Genomic DNA, 14,407 nt, shown 5'->3' on the forward strand with positions numbered 1-14,407 from the left:
GCGGGATCGCCTCGCGCGCCAGCCCCAGCGCGCGAATCGTCTCGCCGGCCTCGCCGAGCACGCGCGCGAAATCGAAGCGCGGGTCGTTCGCGTCCTCGATGCGCGCCACGCCGAGATGGCCGCCCGCATGGGCCGGATGCTCGATCACGATCGCATCGGGCAGGCGGCCCTTCTTCATCCATTTCTTCAGCACCAGCGCGATGCCGCGTGCATCCGACAGGATCGGGATCAGCGCGATGTCGTGCCCGTCGGTCAACTCCGGCAGATCGAGCGGCAGGCCCGCGCCCATCACGATCGCGTCGGCGCCCGATTCGCAGGCCACGCGCACGTAATCGGCATGCGTGCGCACCGCCTTCATGACGTTGACGGCAATCATGCCGCGCCCCTCGCTCCAGCTTCGCGCGCGGGCGATCTCGCGACGCAGCGCGTCGAGATTGGCGGCGTCGAGCGTCTCGCGGCCCGGCTGCGCGCGGCAGCGTTCGAGCAGATCGCCATGGTGATGACGCAGATCGATGCTGGCGATCGTGCCGAGCGCCCCTTCGCGCGCGACGCTGCCGGCCAGCCGATGTGCCGACACGCCGACGCCCATGCCGCCCTGCACGACGGGAAGCAGCGAACGACCGCGAATCGTCAGCGGCGGAAAGGAACGGGACAGACTCATCGGAAACCTCTTATGGGCGGCGTCGGAAAGGCTCGATGATCGGGGAATGGTCAATGCCGAGGGTTGATGCGGGTCAAATGCTTGGTGCGGGCGGGAGCGGAAAGCGAAAGAGGATGGGAAATGCAGCGTTGAAAAAACAAGGGCGCGGCGATCATGGATCACCGCGCCCTGCGCGTGAAGCTTGCCGGCTTCAGCCGGCGCGACATGCCTGAAGGCTTACGCCTTATCCTGCGTCGCCAGGAAATCTTCGTAGTTGCCGCCGAAATCGTTCAGCGAGCCATCCGTACGCACCTCGATGATGCGATTAGCCAGGCCGTTGACGAACTCGCGGTCGTGCGACACGAAGATCAGCGTGCCTTCGAACTGTTCGAGCGCGATCTGCAGCGACTCGATCGATTCCATGTCCATGTGGTTGGTCGGCTCGTCCATCAGCAGCACGTTGTGGCGGCCCAGCATCAGCTTGCCCCAGATCATGCGGCCCTTTTCGCCGCCCGACAGCACCTTGACCGATTTCCTGATGTCGTCCGCCGAGAACAGCAGGCGGCCGAGCGTGCCGCGCACGGCCGTTTCGTCGTCGCCGTCCTTGCGGTAATCGTCGATCCAGTCCATCAGCGTCACGTCCTTCGGGAATTCCTCGTACGTGTCCTGCGGCATGTAGCCGATGTTCGCGTTCTCGGCCCACTTCACGGTGCCGTGATCGAGCTCCAGCAGGCCGCGCAGCGCACGCAGCAGCGTGGTCTTGCCCGCGCCGTTCTCGCCGATGATCGCAATGCGCTCGCCCGGCTGCACCGACAGGTTGAAGCGGTTGAAGATGGTGCGGTCGTACTTCTTCGTGATGTCCTCGGCCACCACCGCCACGTTGTGCAGCTTCTTCTCGAACTCGAAGCGAATGAACGGGTTCTGGCGCGACGACGGCTTGAATTCCTCGATCTTGATCTTGTCGATCTGCTTGGCGCGGCTGGTGGCCTGGCGCGCCTTCGACTTGTTCGCCGAGAAGCGGCGCACGAAATCCTGCAGTTCGGCCACGCGCTCCTTGGCGCGCGCGTTCGCGTTGGCCTGGCGCTCGCGCGCCTGCGCCGACGCGAGCATGTAGTCGTCGTAGTTGCCCGGCCACACCTTCAGCGTGCCGAAATCCATGTCGGCCATGTGCGTGCAGACCGAGTTCAGGAAGTGGCGATCGTGCGAGATGATGATCATCGTCGAGTTGTACTGGTTCAGCGTGTCTTCCAGCCAACGGATCGAGTTGATGTCCAGGTTGTTGGTCGGCTCGTCGAGCAGCAGCACGTCCGGCTTCGAGAACAGCGCCTGCGCGAGCAGCACGCGCAGCTTCCAGCCCGGCGCGACTTCGCTCATCAGGCCGTTGTGCAGATGCTCCTCGATGCCGATGCCGAGCAGCAGCGAACCGGCGCGCGCCTCGGCGTCGTAGCCGCCGAATTCGGCGAACTTGGCTTCGAGTTCGGCCGCGTGCATGTAGTCGTCGTCGGTGGCTTCCGGGTTCGCGTAGATCGCATCGCGCTCGGTCATGGCCGCCCACATTTCGGTGTGGCCCTGCATCACGACGTCGAGCACGCGCACGTCTTCGTACGCGAATTGATCCTGGCGCAGCTTGCCCAGGCGGACGTTCGGCTCGAGCGTGACGTTGCCGCCGCTCGAATCGAGGTCGCCGCCGAGAATCTTCATGAAGGTCGATTTGCCGCAGCCGTTCGCGCCGATAAGGCCGTAGCGGTTGCCCTCCCCGAACTTGACCGAGATGTTCTCGAACAGGGGCTTCGGCCCGAATTGCATCGTGATGTTGGCGGTAGAAAGCACAGCGAGGCCCGTAATGTGTTGGATCGACGTAAACCCGACATTTTAGCAGGTCTCGGTGAAGCACTGGGGCGCGGCGCCAATGCCAAGCCTACGGGCGCCGTGCGATCCGGCCCCGCGAGCAGCCGGGCCGGCGGCGCTAGCGGAGCCGATGCGCCCCGCCCGCCTGCCCGCCGCCGCTTACTTCTTCGAGGTCGCGGCCGCGGCGGCCTTCTTCGCGGCCGGCGCGTTGAGCTGCGAGAACAGCTCCGAGCACGGCACGTCGCGGTTGTGGCTCGGCGCGATCAGCGGAATCAGCGCCGCGAACGGGTTGAGCAGGCCGAGGCCGACCGCCGCCCCCGCGCGCAAGGCCAGCGCGCCGACATTCACGCCCACCTTCGGGTTCTTGAACGTGCCCTTCACGTAGAGCGGCGAACGCAGCGAGAACACGCGGAAGCCCTTGGTCTGCGGATGGATCTGCAGGTCCATGCCCTCGTCGCGCAGGTTCACGTTGCCGTCCACGTGGATCACGGCGTCGTCGGTGTCGAGCGCGAACAGCTTCGAATTCATCAGCCCGTCGTTGGCGACGAAATCGACGGCGGCGCAATTGATCTTCACGTCGCGGTTGCCGAACAGCTTTTCGTAGACGACGTTCGCCACGTTCAGCCCGGCCGCCTCCATCAGCAGGCGGCTGATCGCGCCGTCGGTGACCAGCGCCTTGACCTCGCCGGTCGAGGTCGCAGCCAGCGCGGCCGGCGAATTGCCGCGCGCGGCGAGCGTCGCGTCGCCGTTGATCTCGCCAAGCGCCGATTGCATCACCTTGTCGCTCGGGAACAACTGCTTGAGCTTCAGGTGCCGCGCCGACACCGTGAAGCGCCCCTTCAGCGGCGTGCCGCTGCCGTCGAGATGCGCCTCGGTGGACAGCGTGCCGCCCGCCACGCCGAAACGCAGCGGCGTGAGCGCCAGCACGCCGTCCTGCATGACGACATGCGTGTAGAGATTGGTGATCGGCAGGCTCTTGCTCTTGATCAGCTTGCGGCCGGTGAACTTCACGTCGGCGTCGAGCGCCTTCCAGCGGTCGGTGCGGAACGTTTCGACCGGCAGCACGCGGTCCGACGGCTGCTTCGAGGTGTCGCCGCGCGCGCGCTTGCTGGCGGCGCTGTCGGCGCCGACGATCGGCGCGAGGTCGGAGAATTGCAGCAGGTTCGACACCAGTTCGCCCGACAGCAGCGGTCGCGGCGAGCGCTGCGCGAACGTCATCGTGCCGTGCAGGTCGCTGCCGCCGACGCGGCCGTCGAAATTCTCGTAGCGGAAGGTGCTGGCGTTCGGGCGGAACTGGCCGATCAGCCGGCCCTCGGTGGCGTACGGCGGCGTGTCGGGCAGCGTCACGCCGGTCAGCGCGTACAGATGCGACATGCTGGTGCCCTGCAGCCACAGCCGCAGGTCGATCGCGGCCAGTTGCATCGGGTCGGTCAGCGTGCCGACGATCGCGAGCCGCGTGTCGCCCGCCTTGACGTCGGCCTGCAGCGGGAACGGCTGGGCCGCGTCGCGCAGCGCGAGCACGCCGCCGATCTTGCCGGTGCCGGAGATCGGCACGTTCTTGTAGCGGCCCTTGACGACCAGGCCGAACGCGTAGGTGGGCGCGGGCGGGCGCGCGGCGGCGGCGCTGGCGGCCGAGGCCGGGCTCGCGGCGGACGATGCGGTGGCGGTGGAGCCGGACGAGGCTGCCGCAGTGACGCCGGATGCGTCTGCCACACCGGACACACCGGAGGCCCCCGAATCGGCCTGCGCGGCGGACGCCGCCGAAGCAGCCGAAGCCGCTTCCGCCGCCGAAGCCGCCTCGATCTTCTTGGTCAGTTGCGCGGCCCCGGCCTTGCCGACGCGCTGCGCCGACGCGGCACGCGAGGTGGCTTCCTGCTGCTTGAGCACGTCGCCGAGCGGAATCGGCTGGCCGAGCGTGTCGATCGCCACGTTCAGATCGGCCTTGGTGATCGCGTCGCGATACGTCACGTTGCCCTTCGCGAACCCGAAATTGTGCAACTCCACCTTCCAAGTGGACGGCTGACCCGATTGCTTGATCGAGAACGTCCAGTTGTTGCGGCCATCGGCGAGCCGCTCGATGTCGATCGCGGGATTGACGATATCGATCGACGGAATCACCACGCGATGCGCGAGCAGCGGCAGCACGGCGAGATCGAAATGCGCGGCGTCCAGCGTGGCGAAATGCGGGGATTGGGTCCAGTCCGGGTTGCCGACCACGATGTTGTTGGCCGTGAAGCTCGGCCAGGGCATCCAGGATCGCCAGCCGGTTTCGCCGTCGGGGCGGCGCCAGCCTACCTTGAGGTCGCCCTGGATCGCGAACGGCCGCCCGATCTCGGTGCTGACGCGCTCGTTGATGTACGGGCGCGCGCGATTCCAGTCGAACATCAGAACGAAGACGACGAGCGCGGCGATCAGCACTACGAGGATGCCGACGATCCAGGCCGCCGATTTGCCGATGACTCGGGTAAGCGTCATGCCGGGCTCCAGTTTTTCTTTTCGAGACAGGCCATCGACCGCACAGCCTTGACGGGACGACTCAAACTCAGGTTTCGGTATTATGGCACCGCGCTTCGGCACCCCAGCCCCATTTACCTTTTCTTGCATCTATGACATCTGCCGGCCTGATCGAAGCCCGCGGCCTGACCCGCCGCGACCCAATTGCCAAGCGGGATCTGGTCGCGCCGACCGATTTTCTCGTCGAGCCGGGCATGCGCATTGCTGTCACCGGCCCGTCCGGTTCGGGCAAGAGCGTGTTCCTGCGCGCGCTCGCCCTGCTCGATCCGCTCGACGGCGGCGAATTGCGCTGGCGCGGCGCATTGGTTGCGCGTGCATCGATCACGCAGTACCGCCGCAGCGTCGCCTATGTTCGCCAGCGGCCCGCCGTGATCGATGCCGGCGTGATCGAGGACATCCTGCGCTATCCGTACTCGCTGGCCGTGTATCGCGATGTGCGTTTCGACCGCGCGCGCGCCGTCGATCTGGCGCGCCGCGCGGGCCGCGCCGACGATTTCCTCGACAAGGCGGCGAGCGAACTGTCCGGCGGCGAGGCGCAGATCGCCGCGCTGCTGCGCGTGCTGCAACTCGATCCCGACGTGCTGCTGCTCGACGAACCGACCTCGGCGCTCGACCCCGAATCGGCGCACGCGATCGAGGCGCTCGTGCAGGCCTGGTTCGAAGCCGCGCCCGAGGCGCGCGCGTACCTGTGGATCTCGCACGATCCGGCGCAGGCCGCGCGGGTCGGCACGCGTCACGTGACGATGCGCGCGGGCGTGCTCGGTGAAGACAGAGGCGACCACGGCCGCGGCATCGATAAGCCATCCGCCGCAAGCCGGCACGCGCCCGGAGCCACGCAATGAGCCCCGTGCTGCAGGACCTGAGCCTCGGCGACGTGGCGATCGCCGCCGCGCTGGTGGCGATCAACGGCGCGCTGTCGTTCGCGCTGTCGCTCGGCCTAGGGCGCCAGCTCGCGCTGGCCGCCGTGCGCACCGTCGTGCAGTTGCTGGCGATCGGCTACGTGCTGGGCTGGGTATTCGGCAACCCGCGCTGGTACGTGGTGCTGCCGCTGATGATGCTGATGACGCTGGTGGCCGGCTTCGCGGGCGCGGGGCGCGGCGAGCGCACCTACGCGGGCCAGCGCATCGACAGCATCGTGTCGATCTGGGCCGGCACCTGGGCGGTGGGCGCGATCGGGCTGTTCGTCGTGATCCGCATCCATCCGTGGTACGAGCCGCAATACGCGATTCCGATCCTCGGCATGATGCTCGGCAACGCGCTGACCGGCGTGGGCCTCGGCGTCGAGCGGATGACGGGCGAGCTGACCGCGCGCCGCGACCGCATCGAAACCGCGCTCGCGCTCGGCGCGACGCGCTGGGAAGCCGCGCAGGAAGCGGCCCGGCAGGCGGTGCGCGCCGGCATGATGCCGACGCTGAACCAGATGGCGGTGGTCGGCATCGTCAGCCTGCCCGGCATGATGACGGGCCAGGTGCTGGCCGGCCAGCCGCCGTTGCAGGCGGTGCGCTATCAGATCGTGATCATGTTCCTGATCGCGGCGGCCTCGGCGCTCGGCACCGTCGGCGCGGTGCTGATGACCTATCGCCGGCTGTTCTCGGCCGATCACCGCTTTCTCGCGCACCGGCTCATCGAGCGCAAGGCGCGCAAGCGCGCGCGGTAACGCCCGACGCGTCACCGCCCGGTGCTCACGGCTGGATCGACACCGTCACGTGCGTGCCGTCGCGCATCGCCAGGGTCTTCGCGCCGCCCTTGGTCGAGATCGACACCCGCTTGACCTCGCTGACGGTGACCGCCTTCGGGCACTGCAGCGTCTTGCCGCCGACCGTGACGGACGCGCTGCCGTCGGGCGCGCTGGCCTGGAAGCTGACCTGCACGGTCGCCATGCCCTTGGCGTCGACCGACGGCGCGAGCCGCACCTGGGTCTGGCGCACCATCGCGCCGTTGGCGTCGCGCGGGGCGGAATCGGTATCGGGGCAGCCATCCGGCATCGCGACCGCGCCGCTCGGCGGCACCGATTTCCAGTTGAAGTCGTCGGTCTCGCCCGAGCGGATCTTGCGCGTTTCCTGCGACGCGCCGAAGCGCTTCGAATCGACCTTCACCGTGTACTGGAGCTGGCCGTCGTTGCCGCCGCTGTTGCTGCCCTCGACGGGCGGCGCCGCGTGCGCGGTGCTGGCGATTGCCGCGAGCGCGGCGAAGCAGACGACGACGGACGGATTGCGCAGGCTCATGCTGTCCTCCTGAGGTCTCGACGCCGGGGCGGCGCCTGGTTGTGATGGCGATGGCACGACACGATGCACGCGGTTATCCAGTCTAGTCGCAAGCGACGCGTTCGGCGGGTTTGCCGGTGCGGCGGCGCAGCATGCGCGCGGCTTGCAGGACGGCTCGATCCCGGCGGCGGGCCGTAAACGGCAACGGCCGCCACGCATTGCCGTGGCGGCCGCCGTGTGCAACCGGTGGTGACGGCATCATCGGCGCCGTCGCACCCGGCTTCGCGTCAGAACCCGCTCAACACCAGCTTGCCGATCGCGCGGCCGGCTTCGAGCAGGCGGTGCGCCTCACGCACGTTCGCCGCGTTGATCGTGCCGAGCTGCTGGCCGACCGTGCCGCGCAGCGTGCCGGCATCGACGAGCCGCGCCACCTCGGTCAGCAGCTTGTGCTGCTCGACCATGTCGGGCGTGCCGAACATCGCTCGCGTGAACATGAATTCCCAGTGGAACGCGCCGCTCTTGGCCTTCAGCAGCTCCACCGGCACCGGTTTGGCGTTCTCGACGATCGAGCAGATCGCGCCCTGCGGCTTGACGATCTCGGCGGCGGCCGGGAAATGGCGGTCCGTATCGTTGAAGATCAGCACGTAATCGACCGACTCGAAGCCGGCTGCACGGACTTGCGCCGGCAGGTCGCCGAAGTGGTCCACCACGTGATCGGCGCCCAGTTCGCGCACCCATTGCGCCGATTCGGGGCGCGACGCGGTGGCGATCACCTTCAGTTGCGCCAGTTGCTTCGCGAGCTGGATGCCGATCGAGCCGACCCCGCCCGCGCCGCCGATCACCAGCACCGATTTGCCGGCGTCGCGGCCCTGCGGCGACACCTTGAGCCGGTCGAACAGCGCTTCCCACGCCGTGATCGCCGTCAGCGGCAGCGCGGCGGCTTGCGCGAAATCGAGCGTGGCCGGCTTCAGCGCGGCGATCCGCTCGTCGACCAGATGGAATTCGCTGTTCGCGCCGGGGCGCGTGATGCTGCCGGCGTAGTACACCGAGTCGCCCACGCGAAACAGCGTCACGTCCGGACCGACGGCGGCCACCGTGCCGGCCGCGTCCCAGCCGAGCACGCGCGGGGCCGTCTCGACCTTGCCCTTGGGCGCGCGGACCTTGGTGTCGACCGGGTTCACCGAGATCGCCTCGACCTTGACGAGCAGGTCGCGGCCGGTGGCTTCCGGCTTGGGCAAATCGACATCGACGAGCGATTGCGGATCGTCGATCGGCAGGTAACGGGTCAGGGCAATGGCTTTCATGCGGTTCTCCGGGTTGGGTCGGATGCAGCGTCGTGCATCGATGACGAGATCCTACGCGGCCCGATCCATCCGAAAAACCGACATAATCCAGGAAACATTTTTTGGGTTTTCCTGATAATGAGCGATGCAACCAGCACGTCCCCTGCCGCCGCGCCCGACAAGCCGCTCGACCTGCTCGACGTGGCGTTGTTCGTGCGCGCGGCGCTGCTCGCCAACGTGTCGGCGGCGGGCCGCGAGTTCGGCGTGTCGGCGACGGTCGCCAGCGCCCGGCTCGCCCAGCTCGAACGCCAGCTCGGCGCGCGGCTGCTGCACCGCACGACGCGACGCGTCACGCTGACCCAGGACGGCGAGCTGTTCCTCTCGCGCGCCCAGGCGCTGCTCGACGCCGCCGAGGCCGCGCGCGCGGCGGTCGGGCGCGCCCGCACCGAGCCGCACGGGCGGCTGCGCGTGTCGATGTCGTCGTCGTTCGGGCGGCAGCATGTCGCGCCGGTGATCCCCGCGTTCCTGCGCCGCTATCCGCAGGTGTCGCTCGACCTGCGGCTGTCCGACGAGGTGATCGATCTGGTCGACGAGGGCATCGACGTCGCGATCCGGGTGGGCGCGCTGCGCGATTCGACGCTGGTGGCGCGGCGGCTGGCCGTCAACCGGCGCATGGTGTGCGCCTCGCCGGCCTATCTGGCCGCGCACGGCACCCCGCATCACCCGGCGGAGCTGGCGCGCCACGAATGCGTGGTGCTCGGCGAGCAGCGCGACTGGGCCTTCGAAACGCCGGCCGGGCCGCTGACGGTGCGCGTGGGCGGCCGGCTGGTGGCCAGCAACGGCGAGGCGATTCGCGAGGCGCTGGTGGACGGCTTCGGCATCGCCGTCAAATCCACCTGGGATATCGGGCCGAACCTGCGCGACGGCTCGCTCGTGCCGGTGCTCGCCGATTACCCGCTGGCCGAGCCGTCGGCGATCTGGGCCGTCTACCCGAGCCGCGCGTTCGTGCCGCTCAAGCTGCGCGCGTTCATCGACTTCATCGCCGAGCACTTCGGCGATCCGCCTTACTGGGATCGCGATCCCCCCGGCGGGTCGCGGTGATCGCGGGCTGATCGCGGACCGACGTCGCGCCGATGTCGGACCGATGGGACCCGCACGGCGGGCCGATGCCTGACCGAAGCCCCCCGCCGAAACCGGCCGGCCGGTCATGCCGACCGGCTACAATACGGCCTCTTCCGGCGCGCCTGGCCGCGCCGCTTTCGTCCCACGCGACACGTCATGACCACGAATCTCGTCATTCAAAGCCCCGCGCCGCTGTCCCCCGCCCATCACAAAACGCTGTTCGCGCTGTCGCGCGGCACCCGCCTCGTGACGATCGACGATCACGCGATCCGTTTCGACGACGCCAAGCCGGCCCAGCAGCCCGATATTTCGGTGTACTGCGGCACGCACGGCCTCGATTACGCGTTCGTCGACGCGGGCCGCCAACTCGCCGATTTCGGCCTGCTGGCGATGGACATGGATTCGACGCTGATCACGATCGAGTGCATCGACGAAATCGCCGCGTTCTGCGGCCTCAAGGAACAGGTCGCGGCGATCACCGAAGCGTCGATGCGCGGCGAGATCAAGGATTTCAACGAAAGCCTGACGCGCCGCGTCGCGCTGCTGGCCGGGCTCGATGCGAGCGCGCTGGAACGCGTGTACGACGAACGCCTGCAACTGTCGCCGGGCGCCGAGGCGATGCTGGCCGGCGCGAAGGCCGCGGGCCTGAAGACGCTGCTGGTATCGGGCGGCTTCACGTTCTTCACCGAGCGGCTCAAGGCGCGCCTCGGCCTCGATTTCACTTACGCGAACACGCTCGAGATCGTCGACGGCAAACTGACCGGCAAGGTCGTCGGCGAGATCGTCGACGCCGAGGTGAAAGCGCGCACGGTGCGCGAAACCTGCGCCGCGCTCGGCATCGAGCCCTCGCGCGCGATCGCGATGGGCGACGGCTCCAACGATCTCAGGATGATGGCGACGGCCGGCCTGTCGGTGGCGTTCCGCGCCAAGCCGGTGGTGCGCGAAGCGGCCAGCGTCGCGTTCGATTACGTCGGGCTGGACGGGCTGCTGCGCCTGTTCTGAACGCATCGGCGGCACACGTGAAAACAGCGCATCGGCCCGAGCGGCCGATGCGCTGTTTCGTTTTTGGCGACCGCCAGTTCGTTCTATTCGACTGCGTTCAGCCGAGCGTCGCCGCGAACGCGCGTTCGATGTCGGCGCGCAGGTCGGCTTCGTCTTCCAGGCCGATATAGAAACGCACCAGCGTGCCCTGCGTCCAGCTCGGGCGCATCGCCGCGACGTCGTACGGCATCGCCAGGCTGTGCGCGCCGCCCCAGCTCCAGCCGATCGCATACAGTTCCAGCGCCTCGACGAAACGGTCGATTTGCGCCGCGCTGTAGCGCGCATCGAACACCACCGAGAACAAACCGCCCGCCCCCGTGAAATCGCGCATGAACGCTTCGTGGCCCGGGCAATCGGATAGCTGCGGATGCAGCACGGTGGCGATTTCGGGGCGCGTCTTGAGCCACTTCGCGAGCGCCAGCGCGGTACGGCTGTGTGCCTCGAAACGCACCTTCATGTTCGGCAGGTTGCGCAGCACGAGCGAGCAATCGTCGGCCGACACGCCGATGCCGAGCCGCATGCGCGCGAGCTTGAGCCGCTCGTGCAGCGCGCGTTCGGCCGTGATCGTCGCGCCCATCAACACGTCGCTGCCGCCCGACTGGTATTTGGTCAGCGCCTGCACCGAAATGTCGACGCCGTGCTCGAACGGCTTGAACGCGAGGCCTGCCGAATAGGTGTTGTCGATGGCCGTGACCACGCCGCGCGCGCGCGCCACCGCCGTGATCGCGCGCACGTCGGGCACTTCCATCGTCACCGAGCCGGGCGCTTCGAGCCACAGCAGCTTGGTCTCGGGGCGAATCAGCTCGGCGATGCCCGGGCCGATCAGCGGATCGTAATAGCGCACGCCGAGGCCGAAATCCTGGGCCAGCCAGTTGCCGAGGTCGGCGTTCGGGTTGTAGATGTTGTGCGGGATCAGCACGTCGTCGCCGGCCTTCGTGATGCCGAAGTAGACGTTCGTGATCGAGGCGAGCCCCGACGGCTGCAGCAGCGTATGCGCGCCGCCTTCGATCACGGCGAGCTGGCGCGCCAGTTCGAGCGAGGTGGGCGTGGCGTGCAGGCCGTAGCGCCAGGCGTTGTCTTCGCGCCAGTCGAGCGCGCGCATCGTGGCGAGATCGGGGAACACGACGGTCGAGGCGCGCGCCACCGGCGTGACGAACGACGCCCAACCGGGCGGCAGTTCGCCTTCGGGCTGAACGATGCGGGTCTGGAGCGCGCGTTGCTGAGGGGTATCGGTCATGTCGGAATCGATGGGCCGGATGGGCCGCGTGGTGAAAAACGGTCCGCACAGGGTAGCCCGATTCGCGCGGCTTGGCCCGGTACAGTCGGCGGCGGGCGTGCCGAGCCGGTGCCCGGACGGCCACCCGGTACGTCATGTACGTCATGGGCCATCGTCTAAAAGCATCGGGCCTCGCGGCGCGGTACGTTGCGCGGCGAGGCCCGACGGGTGATGACCGAGACGGTATGCGGCGTTGAATCAGCCGCCGGTCGAGAGATTGCCGACGCCGCCGACCGGACGCCCCGACGAGCGGGCCGCCGGGGCCGAAGCGGCCGGCGCTGCCGCGCCGTGGGTCGCCTTGGCCGGCGCCGACGGATTCAGCACGACCGGCTGCGGGTCCGATTCGTCGGCGTTCATGCGGTCGGCCGACAGCGCGCCCGATGCATCGAAGTGCCCCGTCCAGACGCCCGTGATGTTGGTGCCGTCGTTCGACTCCTCGATTTCGAGCATGTCGCCGTCGCGGTCGCCCGCGAGCAGGATCACCTGGCCCGTATCGACGTAGCGGTATTCGCCGTGCACGCCCGACCCATTCGCCTTCGGGCCGAGATGCACGACGATCGCGCGGCCGCCGAGCGTGCCTTCGTAGCCGGGCAGCTTTTCGAGCGCCGGGTCCGGCTTCAACGGCTTGGCCGGCGCCGTGTCGTCGCGCTCGGGCGGCGCCGCGGCCGCGGCTGCCGCGGCGGCGGTCGTCGAGGCGCCCGAGGTAGCCGGCGCGGCCGGCTGGCGGGACGGCTGCGACGTTTGCGCATGCACCGCGCCGGCCGCCAACGCGGCCGTCAACGCCGCCGCGAGGTGGAGTCGGAGGAATCGGATTCGGCTTGCTGCTGCCACGTCGGGGTACTCCTTTTTTACCGGGGAATTGAAATCAGTCCATGCGCTCGAACACGGCGGCAATGCCCTGCCCGCCGCCGATGCACATCGTCACGAGCGCATAGCGGCCCGCGACGCGATGCAGTTCGTAGAGCGCCTTGACCGTGATCAGCGCGCCCGTCGCGCCGATCGGATGGCCGAGCGAGATGCCCGAGCCGTTCGGATTGAGGCGAGCCGGATCGAAACCGAGTTCGGCTGCCACCGCGCAGGCCTGCGCCGCGAATGCCTCGTTCGACTCGATCACATCGAGATCAGCAACCGCGATGCCTGCCCGCTCCAGCGCCTTGCGCGAGGCCGGCACGGGGCCGATCCCCATGTAGGCGGGATCGACGCCCGCATGCGCATACGACACCAGCCGCGCGAGCGGCTTCAGGCCGCGCGCCTCGGCCACGCGGCGCTCCATCAGCGTGACCGCCGCGGCCGCGTCGTTGATGCCCGACGCATTGCCGGCCGTGACCGTGCCGTTTTCCTTCGCGAACACCGGGCGCAGCTTGCTGAAATCCTCGGCGGCCGCATCGTGGCGCACGTGCTCGTCGGTATCGAATAGGACCGTGCCCTTCTTCGAGCCGATCTCGATCGGCAGGATCTGGCTCTTGAAGTAACCGGATCGGGTGGCGTGCGAGGCGCGACGGTGCGATTCGAGCGCGAGCGCGTCCTGCGCCTCGCGCGTGATGCCGTATTTGGCCGCGACGTTCTCGGCCGTCACGCCCATGTGAATCGACTGGAACGGATCGTGGAGCGCGCCGAGCATCATGTCGATGATCTTCGCATCGCCCATGCGCTGGCCGAAGCGCGCGGCCGGCATCGTGTACGGCGCGCGGCTCATGTTTTCCGCGCCGCCGGCCACCGCGATCTCGGCATCGCCGAGCAGCACGGCCTGCGCCGCCGACACGATCGCCTGCAGGCCCGAGCCGCACAACCGGTTCACCGTCAGCGCGGGCGTGTGCTGGGCGATGCCGCCGTCGATCGCCGCGACGCGGGCGAGATACATGTCTTTCGGCTCGGTATGCACCACGTTGCCGAACACCACGTGCCCGACCTCGTCGCCCTTCAGCGCCGCGCGATCGAGCACTTCACGCACCACGCGCGCGCCGAGCTGCGTCGGCGAGAAATCCTTGAGGCTGCCGCCGAACCCGCCGATTGCGGTACGCACCCCGCTGACCACCACCACTTCGCGTTGCATGTTGCCTCCGATGTCGTTTGTGAGTGATCCGCAGGGTAATACGGATGCCGGGCGCGGCAATCGAGGATTCCCTCGACCGGCGGGGGGCCGGCAGCCGGCAGGTCATGACGGCGGGCGGATCGGCCGTTCGGCGACTGGCCGAGTCGGGTCTTTCAATCAGGCCCTTCAGTCAGACGGTTATTCGGCCCTTCGTCAGCCGCTCAGTCAGCCGCTCAGTCAGCCGTTCGATCAGCCGGCTATTCGGCTATTCGGCAGCCGCTCGGCCAGCCCGCAATTCAGCCGTTCAACAAGGCACGGACCGCATCCGCATCGGGAATCGGCGCGACCGCGCCGTAGCCACGGGTGGACAGCGCGGCGGCCGCATTCGCGTAGCGCGCGGCCTCGAACGGATCGTCGCCGGCGACGATCCGCGCAACGAACGCGCCA

Annotated in this window: 12 protein-coding genes and 1 pseudogene; 4 read left to right on the forward strand and 9 right to left on the reverse strand. The window is 68.5% G+C overall.

Annotation, left to right across the window (positions count from 1 at the left end; genetic code table 11):
- The 3 genes from ACYP33_RS17795 to ACYP33_RS17805 form a co-directional block, all read right to left on the reverse strand.
- The coding region (locus ACYP33_RS17795; RefSeq protein WP_459623049.1) for a nitronate monooxygenase at positions 1-661 on the reverse strand (661 nt) is incomplete at its 3' end.
- Between the two features lie 216 nt (positions 662-877).
- Entirely contained in the window at positions 878-2,470 is a 1,593-nt protein-coding gene (locus ACYP33_RS17800) for an ABC-F family ATPase (protein ID WP_459623050.1), read from the reverse strand.
- 177 nt (positions 2,471-2,647) lie between these two features.
- Entirely contained in the window at positions 2,648-4,963 is a 2,316-nt protein-coding gene (locus ACYP33_RS17805; protein ID WP_459623051.1) for an AsmA family protein, read from the reverse strand.
- Positions 4,964-5,094: 131 nt separating this feature from the next.
- On the opposite strand from ACYP33_RS17805, the gene ACYP33_RS17810 reads away from it, so the two are divergent.
- Positions 5,095-5,844 (forward strand): ABC transporter ATP-binding protein, encoded by a 750-nt coding sequence (locus ACYP33_RS17810; protein ID WP_459623052.1) that lies wholly within the window; start codon positions 5,095-5,097, stop codon positions 5,842-5,844.
- Positions 5,841-6,659, forward strand: a complete 819-nt coding sequence (locus ACYP33_RS17815; RefSeq protein WP_414451816.1) for an ABC transporter permease — start codon at positions 5,841-5,843, stop codon at positions 6,657-6,659. Before ACYP33_RS17810 ends, ACYP33_RS17815 begins: the two co-directional genes overlap by 4 nt.
- A gap of 25 nt (positions 6,660-6,684) precedes the next feature.
- Here the strand turns inward: ACYP33_RS17815 and ACYP33_RS17820 are convergent, their stop codons facing one another.
- Both ACYP33_RS17820 and ACYP33_RS17825 read right to left on the reverse strand, forming a co-directional pair.
- Positions 6,685-7,227, reverse strand: a complete 543-nt coding sequence (locus ACYP33_RS17820) for a DUF6013 family protein (RefSeq protein WP_459623054.1) — start codon at positions 7,225-7,227, stop codon at positions 6,685-6,687.
- A 266-nt stretch (positions 7,228-7,493) separates the two neighbouring features.
- Positions 7,494-8,510: a zinc-binding alcohol dehydrogenase family protein gene (locus ACYP33_RS17825; protein ID WP_459623056.1), complete on the reverse strand. Its 1,017-nt coding sequence runs from the start codon at positions 8,508-8,510 to the stop codon at positions 7,494-7,496.
- Between the two features lie 117 nt (positions 8,511-8,627).
- On the opposite strand from ACYP33_RS17825, the gene ACYP33_RS17830 reads away from it, so the two are divergent.
- Both ACYP33_RS17830 and serB read left to right on the forward strand, forming a co-directional pair.
- The gene (locus ACYP33_RS17830; protein ID WP_459623058.1) at positions 8,628-9,590 is read left to right on the forward strand and encodes a LysR family transcriptional regulator; all 963 of its coding nucleotides are present in this window, start codon (positions 8,628-8,630) and stop codon (positions 9,588-9,590) included.
- Positions 9,591-9,767: 177 nt separating this feature from the next.
- Positions 9,768-10,613 (forward strand): phosphoserine phosphatase SerB, encoded by an 846-nt coding sequence (gene serB / locus ACYP33_RS17835; RefSeq protein ID WP_459623060.1) that lies wholly within the window; start codon positions 9,768-9,770, stop codon positions 10,611-10,613.
- Positions 10,614-10,710: 97 nt separating this feature from the next.
- Here the strand turns inward: serB and ACYP33_RS17840 are convergent, their stop codons facing one another.
- The 4 genes and pseudogenes from ACYP33_RS17840 to ACYP33_RS17855 form a co-directional block, all read right to left on the reverse strand.
- Positions 10,711-11,889, reverse strand: coding sequence for a cystathionine beta-lyase (locus ACYP33_RS17840; RefSeq protein WP_459623062.1), 1,179 nt, complete (start codon positions 11,887-11,889; stop codon positions 10,711-10,713).
- Between the two features lie 237 nt (positions 11,890-12,126).
- Positions 12,127-12,759 carry a hypothetical protein gene (locus ACYP33_RS17845; RefSeq protein ID WP_459623063.1) on the reverse strand — a complete coding sequence of 211 codons (633 nt, stop codon included), beginning with the start codon at positions 12,757-12,759 and terminating at the stop codon, positions 12,127-12,129.
- Positions 12,760-12,793: 34 nt separating this feature from the next.
- On the reverse strand, positions 12,794-13,981 hold the full coding sequence (gene bktB, locus ACYP33_RS17850; RefSeq protein ID WP_414445402.1) for a beta-ketothiolase BktB: 1,188 nt from the start codon (positions 13,979-13,981) through the stop codon (positions 12,794-12,796).
- 275 nt (positions 13,982-14,256) lie between these two features.
- Positions 14,257-14,407: pseudogene (locus tag ACYP33_RS17855) on the reverse strand (sugar kinase); the annotation flags it as partial.

Source organism: Burkholderia sp. 3C, assembly GCF_054589155.1.